Below are 17,194 nucleotides of genomic sequence, written 5' to 3'. Positions count from 1 at the left end.
AGGCTACCTATACAAACAATAAGTTAAAAGAAAAAAGCACCAAAAAGGTGCTTTTTTCTATGCTTCAATCGATTGATTTTCTGCAATATTTCTAAATTGTCGTTTGTGCATCCAAGTTAATGATGCAATTGTTCCAACTGATAATACAACGATGAAAATCATGAGTATTCCTACGTTTTGCCACATAAAATTAAAGTCTCCACTTGATACAACTGCTTTCAATCCTGATACAGAGTATGTCATCGGTAACCAAGCATTGAATGGTTGTAAAAACTTCGGAATTAATTCTAGTGGGAATGTCCCAGCACTTGTTGTAAGCTGAATAATTAATGTGATGATGGCGATGAAACGCCCTGCATCACCGAATGCTGTTACTAAACATTGAATTAATGCGATAAACGCTAAACTTGTAACGATGCTAAAGAGTATGAAGTATGGAATACTTTGTACTTCTACACCTAATCCGAATAGCAATATAACATCAGCTACTATCGCTTGAATAATACCGACTGATAGTAACACGCCGAACTTACTAATAAACCAACTAAATCCTGATTTCGGAACGCCAACTGTATCGCGTAATGGGTATACGATAGATAATAGTAATGCCCCAACAAATAAACCGAGTGATAAGAAATACGGTGTAAATCCAGTTCCGTAGTTAGGAACTTCCGCCATTTTCTCCGTCTTCACTTTTACAGGACTTGCAAACATATCATACGTTTTATCCGTCCCTTTTACTTCACCAGTTTTCTCTGCTCCTTCACCAAGTTTCTCAGCAAGTTCACCTGAACCATCGTTTACTTTTACGAGACCATCTGTTACTTTTCCGGATCCGTCTGCTAGTTTATTTACGCCGTCGATTAGTTGGGTTGAGCCGGTTGACATTTTATTTAGGCCACCATTTAGACCGCCCAGACCTGTTGTTACTTGATTTGAGCCATCTGCTAATTTGGTTACTCCTACTGATAATGTACCTAAACCACCTGTTACTTGACTTGAACCGTCCGCTAATTGATTTATTCCACCTGCCATTTGGTTTGCTCCTACAGATAACGTACCTAAACCGCCTGTTACTTGGTTTGAGCCATCTGCTAATTGATTTGCTCCTGCAGATAATTGACCTAATCCAGCTGTCACTTTTCCGGATCCGCTTTGTAATTGCGTTACTCCATCAATTAATTGAACTGATCCATCTTTTAATTTATCCGCACCTATTTTTGCTTTATCTAATCCTTCACCAAACCCATGAAACTTACTAACAAATTCATTTTGTGCGTTCGTTAATTTCTCAACACCACCTGCCAGAGTTTTCACCCCTGCTGGATTTGGTAATTTGTTTTGCAATCCATTTGTTGTTTGATGTATTTCGCCTGTTAATTGTTTTACTTCTTCATTTAATTTATTTGTTCCACCTGCTACTCCGGTAGCTTTTTGCTGAACTGTCGCTGTACTTTTTACAGCACTTGTTACGAATGGTTGTAACTGCTCTTGATATTCTTTTGGTAAACTTTCAATTTGCTTTTGTAAATTCGCTACCTCTTGCGCTGCATTTTTTGCATCTCCTGCTGTTGATTGTGTAAGTTCATTTAACTGATTTATATTCGCCCCAGCTCCATCTATTTTCTCATTTACTGTATTCAATATAGAAGGAACTTTCGACTGCATTTCCTCTAAGCCTACAGCAGACTTTTGTACATTACTATTTAACTCTTGCAATCCCTTTTGAATTTCTTGAGACCCTTTTTCTAATTGACTTTGCCCTTCAGCAAGTTTTCCCATACCATTTGATAGGTCAGTTGTTCCTGTTTGTAATTCACCAGATTTACTTACTAGTTTGTTCAAGCCACGAGTCACTTTCTCAGATCCATCACGCAATTCACCCGTTTTGCTATTTAACGTATTTAAACCGTTCGTTACTTTTCCGGATCCGTCCACTAATTTTCCTATACCTGTCTGCATTTCACCTGTTTTGCCATTTAGCGTATTTAAACCGTCTGTTACTTTTCCGGATCCATCTTGTAATTTTCCTATACCCGTTTTGCTATTTAATGTATTTAAACCTGCTGTTACTTTTCCAGACCCATCTACTAACTTATTAGATCCATCTGCTAATTTCCCAACTCCATCCTTCATCTCCCCAGACTTCCCTTGCAGTGTATGAAGGCCATCCGTCACTTTACTTGAACCATCATGTAGCTCACTTGATCCGTCATGTAGTTTATTTGCTCCTTCCGCCCCATCTGCTAATCCTTTTGAGACGTCTTGAATAGAATCAAACATTTTCTCTGCATATGTTTTCGTTAACGTACTTGATACTTCACCTTTAATTTTTTCAATTGCTGTCCCGCCAATTTGTGAAGATAAGAAGTTTAAGCTTTCGTTTGGAATATATTCTAAGTTTAATGGCTTTGGATCATCTTTTAATAACGTTGTAGCGTTACTTGAGAAGTCATCTGGAATGCGTACTAACATGTAATACTTTCTACCTTCCATTCCTTTTTTCGCTTCTTTCTCACTTACAAATTCCCATTTAAAACTTGTATTATCTTTTAAATTATCAACGAGCCCTTTTCCGACCTCAATTGGTTTCCCATCAAATACTGCACCTTTATCTAAATTGACTACCGCCACTGGTAAATCATCTAACTGTTTATACGGATCCCAAAAGGCCCATAAAAACATACCCGCATATAAAATCGGTACGAATAGAACCGCGATAATTGGAATTAATATTTTTTTACTTTTTATAATTTGTGTGAACTCTTTACAAAGTAACTGATTCCATTTCATCATTTCTCCCCCTTTATTAAATGACCAAAATGTTCATTTGGTCATTTTTCCCCAAACAAAAAGGCTATACTTATTCATACATATGCCTTATCTCCGAATTTATACTATGCAGCTGTTCCTTACTATGAAGTGAATATTTCTATTATCCCTCCTTAAATTAAATGTATGACCATTTCGTTCAATTGGTCACTTTTTTATAATAATAAAAGGATTATCTTAGTTTGACAATCCTTTTAATAAATAAAGTTCAAATAATTCTGCAATTTTTTCTTTTTCTAGCGGTTCATGATTTTTTTCCCAATCAAAAATAAGCGATACGTATAAGCGAAGCATAATAAATGCTGTAATTTCTGGATCACATTTGCTAATTTCACCTTTATCAATCGCAATCTTTAAATACGATTGAATGACAGAAACAATTTCCACATCTACTTGTTGCATCACTTCTTGTACTTCTTTCGTTCCCATATCACGCTCTTCTTGAATTAACTTAATCATGAGCTGATGTTCTTTTCTGAATTCTAATATGCTATATAATGCTCTATGTACATTTTCAAAAAATGAAACATCTGAACGAATTGCATTTTCTGCAACTTGCTTCATTTCTGTAATTAAATTAGAAATAATTTCACCAAATAGCTCTTCTTTATTTTTGAAAAAAGTATAAATCGTCCCTTTTCCTACATTCGCTAACTTCGCTACTTGATCCATCGTTGTTGCTTTATAGCCGAACGCTGAAAAAGACTTTGTTGCAGCTTCAATAATAGAACGTTTTCGATCTATTGCCACATCGTCACCTCCAAAAATGACCAATTGGATAATATAGTCAATCAGTACATCTTTGATATTACCACACGCTTACATTGTATACAAGTTCTCTTTTTTATTATTTCCAGTATAAAAAAATTCCAGTCAAGTTATATCATACTGTCCATAGTTTATCAGAAGAAAAGAGAAAAGGAAAAGGTGTTCTTAAGATATACATCTCTAGAACACCTTTTTATTATTTCAACATAGAAATCATAATCTTCTCTAACTCTTCCTTATTTACATTTTTATCAAATACTGCTTCTCCTTGATCCTCTAAACTATGATTAATAATGACAATTTGATACGCACTATCTTTCCCTTTTGCAGGAACAACCATCTTCATACCTTGTAAATTACTATCCGAGTTATGAGTCGCGTAGAATATTTGATTACCTTCTAATTCGTACTGTTCAATGTTTTCTTCTACAGCAAATAAAGCATGAAACGGATCTTTACTTTCTCCAAATACTTGCGATTGATAAGTTGTATAGTTTCCTTTTCCGTTTGTATACTCTAATTCAATAATTAATTCAGGTCTTCTCTTAATAAAATAACCTACATTTTCATCCTTCAGATTGTATCCTTCAATTGTGTACGTTGGCTTCTTAATTTGAAAATCAACATGTTGTTGCGCTTCCTTTACCGTGTAATTTAAAGATTCGTATACTTTGTCATCAAATGGTTTTGCTTGATCATAAAGTGCATATAATTTGTCACGATCAGCTTTTGATAAACGCTCTTCTCTAAAAACTGTTGACTCGTAGTCAGAATCTCTCGGAGCACCTTTTTTCTGTATATTAATAATTTTTTTAGATAATTTTATGTACTGCTGGAATTCATCTTTTGTTAAAGCTTTTTCAGCTAAATATAAGTAATCTGTCTTTTCTTCATACACTCTTGCTGAATAATGATATTCTTTTTTCGCATTTTCTTCTGTACCATACAGCATATCTACAGCTTTTTGGAAAGCATCCTTTGACTGCTCTACTTTATCCTCTTGCTTTTCCTTTCCTTCCGTTGCACGTGCGTTGAATAAAGAGAGGGATGCTATAGCAACTATGACAATAACTCCGAGTAAAGAAAGACGATACGATTTCTTCTGGAACTTTTTAATCATAACGATTCTCCTTTTTAGTGTTCGTTTATTTCTACTTAAATTTGCTAGGCTTGGTGCTTGATAGGAATAGTGTTCTAGAAGGGTAATAATTGTATGACCGTATGCAATTTGCTCCTCTTTATCTATAAAAGTAAGTGCATATGCGTCACAGGCTAATTCTTGATCTTCTCGCATACAAAAATAGGCGTACCAAAGAATCGGATTGAACCAATTAAATAGGAGCAAGCTGTACATAATCCAATTTACAGCTACATCGTTTCTCTTAATATGAGCTAACTCATGGTAAAAAACATATTGTAATTGTTGCTCATTTAATACTTTCATATGTTTTTTTGATAGTAATACTTTCGGGCGGAAGAAACTAAACACAGTTGGACTTGCAATTTTTCCTGCTAAACGTAATGAAACTACCTTCTTTATTTTCATAGACTGCTTACAGCGATTAAATACTGTAACGATCTGTTCATCCGTAATATCCGGTTGTTTCTTTATGTACGAATATAACCGTCTATTTGTAATAAATGTGATGGCTGCTAATACAATTACCCCAGTTAGCCAAACATATAGAGCAATTTTATATAAAGATAATGTAGTCTGTTGTTCCGCACCCGCTTTTACTTCAGGTTCCCTATTTTTTGTCACAGTTTCAGAATTTGATTCCAATTCCACTTTACGGTCGCTTTCTATATTCACTATACTCTCCGTAGACGGCATATTTTTTGGAATAACTTCCGATACACTAGAGCGATAGGAAAGTAATGAATAAATGCTATACGAGCTATCTGGTGACCATGGTAAAAGAAGTCTTATCATTAATACGATCCACAGCATATATTGCCACCGGGGTGTTAACTTATTTCTAAGCAGAATTTTTATACATAAAATAAATCCAACTAATATGCTAGCCATCAGTGACGTTTCTATAAGCCAATCAAAAAAATGAGGAAGGTATACATTTATAAGCATGTCTATCATTTTTATCGATCCTTCCTCTTATTCTCCTCTGTCTTCTCATCTAAAATGCGTTTCAGTTCATTAATATCTTCTGAAGATAATTTCTCCTCTTTCAAGAAATTGACCAGTAACGGCTTAAACGCCGCACCGCAAAAACGCTTTAGTAACGATTTCGTTTCAACTTGTAAATAATTATCTTGTGATACTAACGGATAATAAGCGTACATACGCCCTTTATCTTGATGATAAGAAACGGCTTCCTTTTGTACTAATCGATTAATTAATGTACGGATGGTTTTCGGTTTCCAGTCCATTGCATCTTCCAATTCTTCTATAATTTCATTCGCTGTTTGTGGAGAGTTCGACCAAAGTACTTTCATAATTTCTAATTCTGCTTCAGATATTTTAGGTAATTGATTTGTCATAATATATTTCACTCCTTCGTATTACATTTGTAATCTATAACTAAGATTACAAATGTAATACTTAATTGTCAACCATATTTTAGAAAAAACTACTTTCAACTAAACCTTACTTCACAACAACAAATTTCCCTTTTTTCAAATAATCAAATAAAAAAACAAGAAAAACTTTACAATTAATAGTAATATATAAAATAGACAAGTTTATCAAAATAGTGGAGGCTTTTTCAGTCATGATGCGTGCGCTTCGTTTAAATATAAAGCAAGCTTTTTGTAATCGTGTTTCTTTAATTATTATGTTTAGTGGATTTGTTCTTATTTGTATTTATCACTATTATTATGTCATTCGTTATTTAGGAGACGCTGTGAGCGGACCTATATCAACAGATATAAAATGGATTGGATTTCGTGACAATGAAATGGATGTTTATTTATTATTAATGCCAGTTATTGCGAGTTTCCCCTTTAGTACAAGTTACAATTCCGATAAGTCAGATGGTTTTAAACCGTTCGTGAGTAAAGGAATTTCTTTATTTCCTTATTCAGTAACGAAATATATCGTTACGTTTTTTTGCGGAGGATTTCTTTATACATTTCCATTCATCTTATCGTTATTATTTTGCAAATTAACCATTCCAGACGGAGAACCTATAGCTGGTTCAGGCATCATAAATGATGATGGAATGTTCGCAAACCTATATTTAGATGCGCCCCTCACTTACATTACGGTATATATCGGAATTAATTTTTTATTTGCAGGTTTAATGGCCCTCTTAGGACTTGCTGCATCTGCATGGTCACAAAAGGACTATATGGCAATTCTATTTCCATTTGCAGTTAACTCCATTCCGTACGTCCTGCTAAATACAATATTCCCTACAATAGGCGGAGCACCTATTCATTTATATGACCCAAAGCAACCATTGAATGGAATGTCACCGTACATTTTAACGATGCAATGTACTTTCTTCCTTCTCATTAGCTTATTCATGTATATACAAGGCGTAAAGCGCGATAGAAAAAAATATAAAAGAAGGTTGCAAAGAAGAGATCGGTGTAGAAAAGCGTTTCAAGTAATTTCAGACTAAATCATTGAACGAATAAGAGCGTAATTCCCTAAGTTAGACGGGAATTACGCTCTTATTATCATTTACATGTATCACTCGTATATTTTCGATACTCATATAATCATCCTCCCCTTTACGGCGTACCAGCCAATCCCCATAAAATAACGACCGCTACAAAATAAATCGCTTTAACAACTACCACTAAACATAATGTAATAATTGCATATTTACTCAACTCTCTACTTGCGCCGATTAAAGTAAAAATAACTGCCAAACTAAACGTTATATAAGATGCTGCTGTATGTATTAAGTTATATGTAATATCTAAATTTTGTGTAAGCCCTGTTATATCAGCTACAAATTGAAGCATGACGATTGTACTAAAAAAAATTGCAAGCTGATTCATTAACTTTCCATTTAACCATGCTTGCATCTTTAACCCCCTCATTATAAAAAACTGAATTTTTGATTAATTTTAACATGAATTTTACAGAAAAAGAACGCTCAGTATATCTCTAAGCGTTCTTTCTCAACTATTTAAGAAGCCTTCTTCAAATCAATTTGAGCAAGTACTGGGTCGTGGTCACTTACACGTCCATGTTCTTTCATAATGTTTGAGTTTAAGTGTACTGGGTCTACAATTGTGTGCGGTGCAATGTTGTTTGTTACTAAAATATGATCTAACACTTGTGCATTTCCTTCATGGATGTACGTGTAGCGATTTTCTTTCGGCACTGTGTTTAACATATTTTTTAAGTTTGTTCCTTCTAACGTTTTTAATGGTTTAGCGAACTCAAAATCGTTCATATCCCCTAACACAACAACTGGTGCATTCGTGTTCTTTTTCTGAATTCCTTGTACGAATTGATTTACTTCTTGCGCTAACTGAATTCGTTTTTCTTCACTCTTTAATACGAGCGGCTGCACTTTTCCAAATGGCGTTGCATCTCCTATTTTTGAGTTTAAGTGATTTGCAACGACAACCATGTTTTGTCCTTGGAACGTAAATTCTGCCGCAAGCGGTTTACGTGTACTTTCAAACAATGGATTTTCGTCTCCAATGCGAACGACATTTTTATCAAGTAACTTCGGTACTGCTGCTAATTTCACACGTGATGGGTTGTAGAAGAAACCGACGCGAATATTCGCTCCTGGTGCTCCCCCGTCTAAATTGTTGTTTGGAGCAATTTCTACATACTCATACTTTGGTCCACGAATTTCTAGCACTGCATCAATGATACGTTTTGCGCTTAACGAAGCATCTGTTGTACCGTCATTAAGCGTTCCATTATTATCTTGCATTTCCTCTACACCGATAATATCTGGCATTTTTAAATTGTATTTAATAGAATACGCTAACGCTTTTACTTTTTCATCTGTTGTTTCTTTTTTATTCGCCGAGAAGTTTTCAATGTTATATGTAGCAACTGTTAACTTATCAAGACGCGGCTGAATATTTGCTCCTATTTGCTTAAATCCACCGTCTACTGCAGATGGTAATTCCGTTATTGGCGCAATGCGGAACGCACCGTAATCATATCCGACTACTCCTGTTATATCTCCTGTGAAAGTATCTCCTACTTTTGCTACATAATCACGAGGTACTTTTACAGAAAGACGCTCTGGGTTTAATTGATTTTCATCTAATACAGGTGTGCCATATTTCGTTACGACTTTATTCCCACCATTTTTCACTGTTACATATAAATTCCCGTTTTTCTGAGGGGCAATAATTTTTGGCGTTGGCATCGTAACGCGCATACCTTCTACACTTTCATAAAAGTCGATTGCATCTTCATTTGGATCAAATAAACCGAATGCATCATTATCGATAATTTGATCAGGGATTTTCACACCGTTTTCGCCAAGTACAATCGGTGCTGGTAAAGGTTGATCTTTTGCGATTACAGCAACGCGGCTCGCTTTAATTTCCGTCGTCGTTAAGTCTGTTTCAAACCTTTCTGCATATCCAGGACCAACATATTCTTCTACTACTCCATCAACTTGAATAAGATCTCCTACTGCTACATTCGCATCTTTTTTGTATACGTACATACCTTCTGAGGTAGCTGGATCATTATCTGGCTGATTGTCTTCTATATAAAAACCATTTTTATCAAGCGCTGTTACAACGCCTTCCACATTGTACACTTTCTTCCCGTTGTAAGGAGAAATATGTGATTTACCTTGAATATCATGAATACGAACCTGTTCATTGTTTACGATAACAAATGAAAAAGTTGAAATTGCTGAAGAAGTAAGGCCTTCTTTCTCTGCAATTGCTTTCATTACACTATTTTCATTCACTACAATTTGTCCGTTATAACGAACACTTTTATTTGTAGGGTTAGAGCCATCTAACGTATAGTAGATTGTTGCTCCTTCTGTGCTCGTTGTTAATGTTACTGCTGTTCCTTTCGCAATTTCCCCGCCACCAGGCGAAGCTACTACATCGCTAACACGGTTTTGTCCTTCTCCTTGAAACTTATGAGCTGTTACTGATTTTAAACCTGGGCTACTAAAATATAATTCAAGCGTCCCTGTTAAACTAACTTTCTTCCCAATATTTTCAGGATGATCTTTCACGTTTACTGCCGCTCTCACATCGCCTTTTGGCAACTGAACAGGCATGATTTTGTCTGGATTCGTTTCATTTGGCGAATCGGCAATTGCCACATTTGTGTCGTCAAACTTAGCCGGATCTTTCGTGTATTTAGAAGGACTTTGCGTATATCCAACGATATATCCTTCCACTGTCCGATACGATAAACTTAACTAAATCTATACAATTCAATCAAATTTACACAAGTTAGTGCTTCAGCGTGTTCTCGCAACCCCGAAGGGACGAGGGGTATAACACTCCACACGAGGCAGTATCGTTACCTCCTATTATCAAGCATTTATTTTACCCATCTTGATAAATTTACCGACGCATTTACATCCCTATCGTGATGGCTATTGCATGAAGCACAACGCCACTCACGTATTTTTAAACTCCACTGTCCTTCTGGTTGAACTGAATGGTCGTATTTTACTCCGCAACATGAGCAAATCTTGCTTGAGGCGAACCATTTATCAGCTTTTACATACTCAATGCCATACTTCTCGCACTTGTATGATAAACATTGAAAGAAGAAGTGTAATTTTTGAAATGAAAATGCTTTCGATAGTTTTTTGTTTTTTAACAGGTTTGAGATAGATAAGTCTTCCACAACAATTCTCATTGGTTTGGTTTTCACCAATTTAGCTGTTGCTTGATGGATATGGTTATGTCGGATATTTGTAATTTTCCTAGATAACCGAAGGTGCTCTATTTTTGCCTTTTCATATCCGGCAGATTGAATTTTTACACCTTTTTTGAATCTCCTAGACATATCTCTTTGCGCTGACTTTTTCCTTCTCAAAAGTTTTTTAACCTTGGCATCTTTGTTTATATTTCGTTCTTTCGTACCATTAGAAGCTACAAACAGCTCTTTTAAACCAACATCCACACCAATCGACTCACCGGTTAGTTCTTGTGATTCAAAATCTTCTTGGAACCCTACACTAATCCACCAGTGACGACCATCAAATGTAACTCTTGGATTGGATGGTTTTTTGTTTCTTGGTAGTTGTTGGCTTGTTTTCACTTCTCCAATAGACTGAATATCAACTACTTTCTTTCCTATAACCAGTCTTTCATAATTGGCATAAAATCCTTGAATTAAATCTTTTTTGGATTTATAAGAAGTGTGATAACCATTTTTGTACCTTTTGAACGAATGCTTCCTTGCCTTATCAAAATCTTTTGAAGCCTGTTTGGGAACTTGTGCGTTGATGTCTTTTAACCACTCATAATTCTTTCGCTTCTTGATCTTTGTAAATCGTTTCTGTAAAGCTAACTGTGAAACAGATTTTCCAAATAGCTTATAGTATCTATCACTCATTCTTTTACAATAGTTATAAGCGAATCTTGCAGCACCAGCATGGTTTCTAAGCACTTGTTCTTGTTCAGGCGTTGGAATCAGTCTGACTTTCTTCGCCAATATCATCAGAATTTAACTCCTTTACTGTGCGATTATTCGGGCACTCACCTTTCAGATAATGAAAGATTTGTTCTTCTGAATAGTAGCGTGTTCCATCAGCATTCTCCTAAGACTACTAGGATACAAACCTGTTAATTCCGATACTTGACTAACTCGTAAAAATTTCATTATTATTCTCACCTCATTGCATTTACCATAATGCATAGATTCGGAGATTCAATGAGACTTGATAGATTTAATTAAATTTATCTCGTTCAACTAAGGGCGCAATTCCTTAGCCAGTTCTCTTATGAACTTCTCATGTTTTCACATGAGCGCAGACTATATGTTTATCTCTTTAGAGATAGAGGATTTTTCCACCACCATCGGCTTGTGATGTACTCTCGTCAGTTATACGAGATAGTCGTTGAACGTTCATCTTATCCATTTCGACTTAGATGATTCGAGGCGGAAGACCCATTGTTTCTAGTGTTTAGGATTTAACCTTGCACGATCTGATTGATTTTTTCTGCTTTCGCAACATTCACGCTCGCTATTTCTAGCCACGTTGTAGTTCAATCAGCTTTAGGGATTGCCCGCAGTTAACCCTCACTACTAGCCAATCACTTGACTAGCAGGGCTTACTGATATATTTAATTAACTTTGGTTATAATCGGTTAAATAAATCGTAACAGTTAGTTACCCCTTCGTTTTCCCTTGCTGTTTAAATACTTGAATTGCTTTTTCTACTGACATAGAAGTCGTTTCTTCTGCTTGTACTAAAGTTCCAGTAAATGAAAGCAATAGTATGAATGATAAAAAGACACTTAACAATTTCTTCACAGTCATTTTCCTCTCCCTATTTCATATTTTCTCAGCATTTCTATCATATCAAATGATTCGTTATATAGAACTACATTTCGACAAGTTTTACAAAAAATTTATTTAATTTACAAGCTTTCAAACTATAATACAAAATAATAATTTTACACCTTCTACGAATGCGCTCTATAATGTTAGAGAGAGAAAACAGAAAATATCGAAATTTCATTAGCATGTACAATGTATTCATTTGAATAGGAGTGATTGGATGGAAGTGCAAACAGAAACATACCGCGCAGCTATGAATGGAACATTAGAACGTCATTTTTCAGATATGATTGCTGTTATACCAACTAGAATTACGATTGAACAGTTAAAACAGCGGCTAGAGACTATCTCTACTAAAGTGGATGAATTAAAAATTGTTTACAGTGATGAGACAAGCCTTATTGTTGAGTTACATATGGATGAAACAATCATACCGTATGAACTGCATATTGATGAGGCGAATGATCCAGAAGAATATAAAATGTACAATAGACAAGATTCTACAATCGTAGATCGTAATTTTGAAGATGCGGCTTTCGGTACTGAAATTTTCACCCGTACGCTATTTGTAGGCGATGTACTGGACTGCTTTTTCCAGCAGTTACAGTTTTTATGGAACCTTGCGCCAGACTTGTTATTTGTAATCGATTCAAGTGCAGCAATGAAGGTGATATCTAGAAGCTATATTGAATATCACGTTGAAAATGAATTATTACCTGACATTCCTGACTTATACGTTATTCATTCCGTTTATGAAGACGATAAAGAAGGCGAGCCTACGCAATATTGGTTTCATACACACGGCCTTTTAAGAGCAGGTGTAACAGAAATAGAATTAATTATTCCAAATCGCATTTCTTCCTACTACGGCATTGGTGACCTCTTTCAAACATTTGCGAATAATGCCGTTGAGAATGGACAAGTCCCTATGAATGAGCCTATCGCTATCGCACATAGTCAGCAAGGTTCTATACATACAGTAGCTGTTCCATGGGAGAAAGGATTATCTTATATTGGGCATAAAACGAGTATGGATCAATTATCTTCAATTGAGAATGAAGAAGTGAAGCTACAACCAATAGATGCACAAAACACATTCTTAGGCGGGATGGATGACCGAGATGAATACCATCAATCGCCATCTGTTCTCTTGTTCAAATTTGATACTTCAGAAGAATGTATCGAAAGCTTTTTTAAAGAACACGAGGAAGCTACAGGGCTCATGTTTTATAAAACAAATAGTGAAACGGCTCGTATGGCTTACAATGCGAAGAATACTTTCGGGTATTTCAGCAACATTTTTCAAATTGAACAATCAAATGAAGATTTTCGTTTCCTAGCTAAGTTTGGTGTCTCCTACGAAGAAGGAAAAAGTGAACATATGTGGTTTGAAATGCAGCATATAACAGAAGACTTTATTCAAGGAATACTCATTAATGAACCATATTTTATAGAAGATATGAGTGAAGGAAATATTTATCCTTTAGATTTTGATAACTTAACAGAATGGATTATTTATGCAGGAGATGCAGTGATAAAGCCAAATAACTTATATATGTTTATTGGTGAATAAGTATTTTATATAATAAAAGAAACGCCTTCAATGTGATTGAAGGCGTTTCACTTTATTGTGCGATTAATTCCGTATCTATTACTTTCTCCAAATGAGATAATACACACTTTGCAACTCTCTCACCTTGATCAATACAGTCCGGAAGACCAGAACCAGCGTAAGAACTACCTGCCAAGTATATACCTGGCAACTCTTTCTCCATAAATGTTGTGAGTTTCTTCATTCGCTCGTTATGACCTACTGTATATTGGGGCATCGCTTCTTTCCAGCGGCTTACGACTGTAAACTCTGGATCCTCTGTAATATCCATCGTCTTTCGTAAGTCTTCTAGTACAAGCTGAACGAGTTCCTCTTCTGTTTGTTCTACAACTGCTTCATCACCAGGTCGTCCAACGTAACATCGAAGAAGCATTTTTCCTTCCGGCGTTGTATGTGGCCATTTTTTATGTGTCCACGTACATGCTGTAATTGTGTAATCACTATTTCGAGATACGACAAATCCTGTACCATCAATATCTCGCTGAATGGCTGATTTCGGGAAAGCCATTGCCACATTCGCAACTGATGTGGCTGGAATGTTACGGAAGAAACGAAACTGCTTATACTGCGCAAACATTGATGGCAATACTTTATGCGATGTTGCCACTACGACCGCGTCCGCTTCTATTTCTTTTCCGTTACTAAGAGTAATCGTATAACCATCACCAAGTTTTGCAACTTTTTCAATGCGAGTTCCCTTTATTATCGTACCTTCATGCATCTTCATTTCGAGAGATTCTACGATAGATTCTAAACCTGTTTTCACTGTTTGGAAGATTCCCTTTTTCGGTTCAGTTTTCTCTTCTTTCGGAGCGAGCGTACGCATACCGAGTGAAATACTGCGATATTTCTGCTCAATTTGATACATTTGCGGGAATGTTGACATTAAGCTCATTTCATCAATATCCCCTGCATAAATACCCGATAGTAATGGTTCTATTAGATTTTCAACCACTTCGTTTCCGAGGCGATGTCTGAAAAACTGCCCGAGTGATTGGTCAGATACCGGCTTTGATCTCGGCATTAATAGATCAAAACCAGCTCTTAGTTTACCAATTGGGGAGAACAGCCCGGAAAATAGAAACGGTGTAATTTGCGTTGGAATTCCCATCATTGATCCGCTCGGCATTTTATGTAACCGATTGTTTACGAGGATAAATGATTGACCGGCCTTATTATTTACAAGTTCATCGCCAAGACCTAATTCTCGCGCTAATCTAGCTGCACTTTCTTTTCGTACTAAGAAAGAATCTGGTCCGCGTTCAATTGTAAATCCATCTTTTCGAACGGTTTGAATTTTCCCACCAATTTTACCCGATGCTTCTATCAATAATGTATCGATCGGCAAGTTCTTGTCATGAACATCTTTTTGTAAGTTATACATTGTTGTTAATCCTGTGATGCCACCGCCGATGATTACAACTTTTTTCCTCAAGCAGGCTCCCCCTTTCTTCTTACATTACAGATTCTTTTTTCTTTACTACAACATCTGTTAAAGAGTCAATAAATGCGTCCGATGCATTTGGCATTTCTGGACGATAATATTTTGCGCCAATTTCATCTGTTACAACTTTACACTCAAAGTCGTTGTCATATAAAACTTCTAAATGTTCCGCAACAAACCCAACTGGTGCGTATACGAATGAAGTATAACCGTACTTTTCATTTAATTCTCTCGTTAAATCTTGTACATCTGGACCAATCCAAGGATCTGGTGTGTTTCCTGCACTTTGCCAACCTACTGCATAGTTTGCTACTTCAGCACCTCTTGCAATATAGTCAGCTGTTTCATTTAATTGATCTGGGTATGGATCGCCCATTGCAATAATTTTCTCTGGTAAGCTATGTGCAGATACGATTAATACTGCTTTTTCACGTTCTGCTTCTGACATACCGTTATATATACCTTTCACTGCATCAACCCAGTACTGGATGAATTTCGGTTCTTTATACCAGCTATCAATGCCGTGAATTGTTAAGTTTCCAAGTTTCTCAGCTTCTTCTTGTGCTCGTCCAACGTATGATTTCACGCTAAACGTAGAATAGTGCGGCGCAAGAACAAGTGCGATTGCATCTTGTATACCATCGTTATGCATATCTTTCACTGCATCTTCAATAAACGGTTCGATATGTTTTAAACCAAGATACATATGGTACTCTACTTCATCTTGCACTTCATTTAAACGCTTCTCTAACTTTTTAGCTTGCTCTAATGTAATAGTAGCTAAAGGAGAAATACCACCAATTGCACGGTAACGCTCTGTTAAATCTTCCAGCATTTCAGGACTTGGCTTTCTTCCTCTGCGAATATGTGTATAGTAACGTTCAATATCTTCTTCTTTATATGGCGTTCCGTATGCCATTACAAGCAAACCAATTTTCTTTTTCATACAGCAATTCTCCTTTACTTCGCTAACTGCCCTTTAGAGTATTCATGGATAAATGTAGTTAAACGTTTTAATGTATCCGGATTTACTTCTGGGAATACACCGTGACCTAAGTTAAAGATATAACCCGGCTGTTTCATCCCTTGATCTAAAATACCTTTTACATGTTCTTCAATAACAGACCATGGTGCAAGTAAGAATGAAGGGTCCATATTACCTTGTACCGCCTTATGAACGCCACGTGCACGTGCTTCTTCAATTGGTAAACGCCAGTCTAAGCCGACTACATCAAGCGGTAAGTCGTGCCATTCATTTACTAAGTGTGCAGCTCCTACGCCGTGCATAATCATCGGTACACCCATCGTGCGAACTTCTGCAAAAATACGCTCCATTGCTGGTTTAATAAATACGCGGTAATCTGCTACATTTACTGTTCCAACCCAAGAATCGAAAATTTGAACTGCTTTTGCTCCTGCGTTAATTTGCGCTTTTAAATATGTAATAACCATATCTGCTAGTTTATCCATTAAAGCGAACCAAGCTTTTGGCTCTGCATACATGAACGCTTTCGTATTATGGTAGTTACGAGATGGACCGCCTTCAATCATATAGCTCGCTAATGTAAATGGAGCTCCTGAAAAACCGATTAACGGTACGTCTAACATTTCTGTCGTTAATAAACGAATTGTATCTAGTATGTACGGTACGTCATCTTCTGGATTGATTTCCCCTAGTTTTTCTACGTCTTGTAAAGAACGGATTGGATTATCGATAACTGGGCCAATACCTGATTTAATTTCTACGTCCACACCAATTGCAGGTAGTGGTGACATAATATCTTTATAAAGAATTGCTGCGTCTACGTTATACTGATCAACCGGCAATTTTGTAACGTAAGCACATAACTCTGGATTGTGTGTAATTTCAAATAAAGAATACTTTTCTTTAATCTTTCTATATTCCGGCTGTGAACGACCTGCTTGACGCATATACCATGCTGGTACATAATCAGTACGTTCCCCCCTACATGCTTTTAAAAATGTCTCATTTATAGTTCTTACCAAGACCCTTGCTCCCTTCCTTGCCAATGCTTTTGCTCTAAATACGTTCTATTCCGCTATTTATCTTTTTTTACTATACAGCTTGTAAAAACAAAAT

The 17,194-nt window shown here is 36.2% G+C and carries 12 protein-coding genes and 1 pseudogene; 2 read left to right on the top strand and 11 right to left on the bottom strand.

What is annotated here, in order from left to right; all coding sequences use genetic code 11:
* Positions 1 to 57: 57 nt before the first annotated feature.
* From ATN06_RS05680 to ATN06_RS05665, 4 genes are all read right to left on the bottom strand, one after another.
* Positions 58 to 2,793, bottom strand: a complete 2,736-nt coding sequence (locus ATN06_RS05680; RefSeq protein ID WP_060629868.1) for a YhgE/Pip domain-containing protein — start codon at positions 2,791 to 2,793, stop codon at positions 58 to 60.
* A 216-nt stretch (positions 2,794 to 3,009) separates the two neighbouring features.
* Positions 3,010 to 3,582 (bottom strand): TetR/AcrR family transcriptional regulator, encoded by a 573-nt coding sequence (locus ATN06_RS05675; protein WP_000963375.1) that lies wholly within the window; start codon positions 3,580 to 3,582, stop codon positions 3,010 to 3,012.
* Positions 3,583 to 3,796: 214 nt separating this feature from the next.
* A complete protein-coding gene (locus tag ATN06_RS05670; protein WP_060629867.1) occupies positions 3,797 to 5,695 on the bottom strand; it encodes a M56 family metallopeptidase in 1,899 nt (632 codons plus the stop codon).
* Between the two features lie 2 nt (positions 5,696 to 5,697).
* A complete protein-coding gene (locus ATN06_RS05665) occupies positions 5,698 to 6,099 on the bottom strand; it encodes a BlaI/MecI/CopY family transcriptional regulator (RefSeq protein ID WP_000184503.1) in 402 nt (133 codons plus the stop codon).
* A 230-nt stretch (positions 6,100 to 6,329) separates the two neighbouring features.
* Between ATN06_RS05665 and ATN06_RS05660 the strand changes: the two genes are divergently transcribed.
* Positions 6,330 to 7,184 carry a hypothetical protein gene (locus ATN06_RS05660; RefSeq protein WP_060629866.1) on the top strand — a complete coding sequence of 285 codons (855 nt, stop codon included), beginning with the start codon at positions 6,330 to 6,332 and terminating at the stop codon, positions 7,182 to 7,184.
* 112 nt (positions 7,185 to 7,296) lie between these two features.
* On the opposite strand, the gene ATN06_RS05655 is transcribed toward ATN06_RS05660, so the two are convergent.
* The 4 genes and pseudogenes from ATN06_RS05655 to ATN06_RS29150 form a co-directional block, all read right to left on the bottom strand.
* Entirely contained in the window at positions 7,297 to 7,596 is a 300-nt protein-coding gene (locus ATN06_RS05655; protein WP_060629865.1) for a hypothetical protein, read from the bottom strand.
* A 104-nt stretch (positions 7,597 to 7,700) separates the two neighbouring features.
* Positions 7,701 to 9,917 (bottom strand): annotated as a pseudogene (locus tag ATN06_RS05650) (DUF6359 domain-containing protein); the annotation flags it as partial.
* A gap of 146 nt (positions 9,918 to 10,063) precedes the next feature.
* On the bottom strand, positions 10,064 to 11,194 hold the full coding sequence (locus ATN06_RS05645; RefSeq protein ID WP_060629864.1) for an RNA-guided endonuclease InsQ/TnpB family protein: 1,131 nt from the start codon (positions 11,192 to 11,194) through the stop codon (positions 10,064 to 10,066).
* A 672-nt stretch (positions 11,195 to 11,866) separates the two neighbouring features.
* Positions 11,867 to 12,016: a hypothetical protein gene (locus ATN06_RS29150; protein ID WP_170955040.1), complete on the bottom strand. Its 150-nt coding sequence runs from the start codon at positions 12,014 to 12,016 to the stop codon at positions 11,867 to 11,869.
* 241 nt (positions 12,017 to 12,257) lie between these two features.
* On the opposite strand from ATN06_RS29150, the gene ATN06_RS05640 reads away from it, so the two are divergent.
* Positions 12,258 to 13,610, top strand: a complete 1,353-nt coding sequence (locus ATN06_RS05640; protein ID WP_060629863.1) for a DUF4026 domain-containing protein — start codon at positions 12,258 to 12,260, stop codon at positions 13,608 to 13,610.
* A gap of 52 nt (positions 13,611 to 13,662) precedes the next feature.
* On the opposite strand, the gene hemY is transcribed toward ATN06_RS05640, so the two are convergent.
* From hemY to hemE, 3 genes are read right to left on the bottom strand one after another with little or no spacing between them, the layout of a single operon-like run.
* A complete protein-coding gene (gene hemY / locus ATN06_RS05635) occupies positions 13,663 to 15,084 on the bottom strand; it encodes a protoporphyrinogen oxidase (RefSeq protein ID WP_060629862.1) in 1,422 nt (473 codons plus the stop codon).
* Between the two features lie 19 nt (positions 15,085 to 15,103).
* Entirely contained in the window at positions 15,104 to 16,039 is a 936-nt protein-coding gene (gene hemH / locus ATN06_RS05630; RefSeq protein ID WP_060629861.1) for a ferrochelatase, read from the bottom strand.
* Between the two features lie 14 nt (positions 16,040 to 16,053).
* Positions 16,054 to 17,100: a uroporphyrinogen decarboxylase gene (gene hemE, locus ATN06_RS05625; RefSeq protein ID WP_000252614.1), complete on the bottom strand. Its 1,047-nt coding sequence runs from the start codon at positions 17,098 to 17,100 to the stop codon at positions 16,054 to 16,056.
* Between the last annotated feature and the right edge of the window lie 94 nt (positions 17,101 to 17,194).

Source organism: Bacillus thuringiensis, from assembly GCF_001455345.1.
GTDB classification, from domain to species: domain Bacteria; phylum Bacillota; class Bacilli; order Bacillales; family Bacillaceae_G; genus Bacillus_A; species Bacillus_A thuringiensis_N.
This window is presented reverse-complemented; position numbering and strand designations above follow the sequence as displayed.

Excerpts from the sequence above, each read along its gene's own strand:
- ATN06_RS29150 (WP_170955040.1), bottom strand. The coding sequence starts at position 12,016 with ATGACTGTGAAGAAATTGTTAAGTGTCTTTTTATCATTCATACTATTG.
- ATN06_RS05655 (WP_060629865.1), bottom strand. The coding sequence starts at position 7,596 with ATGCAAGCATGGTTAAATGGAAAGTTAATGAATCAGCTTGCAATTTTT.
- ATN06_RS05670 (WP_060629867.1), bottom strand. The coding sequence starts at position 5,695 with ATGATAGACATGCTTATAAATGTATACCTTCCTCATTTTTTTGATTGG.
- hemH (WP_060629861.1), bottom strand. The coding sequence starts at position 16,039 with ATGAAAAAGAAAATTGGTTTGCTTGTAATGGCATACGGAACGCCATAT.
- ATN06_RS05660 (WP_060629866.1), top strand. The coding sequence starts at position 6,330 with ATGATGCGTGCGCTTCGTTTAAATATAAAGCAAGCTTTTTGTAATCGT.
- ATN06_RS05680 (WP_060629868.1), bottom strand. The coding sequence starts at position 2,793 with ATGAAATGGAATCAGTTACTTTGTAAAGAGTTCACACAAATTATAAAA.
- ATN06_RS05665 (WP_000184503.1), bottom strand. The coding sequence starts at position 6,099 with ATGACAAATCAATTACCTAAAATATCTGAAGCAGAATTAGAAATTATG.
- ATN06_RS05640 (WP_060629863.1), top strand. The coding sequence starts at position 12,258 with ATGGAAGTGCAAACAGAAACATACCGCGCAGCTATGAATGGAACATTA.
- ATN06_RS05645 (WP_060629864.1), bottom strand. The coding sequence starts at position 11,194 with ATGATATTGGCGAAGAAAGTCAGACTGATTCCAACGCCTGAACAAGAA.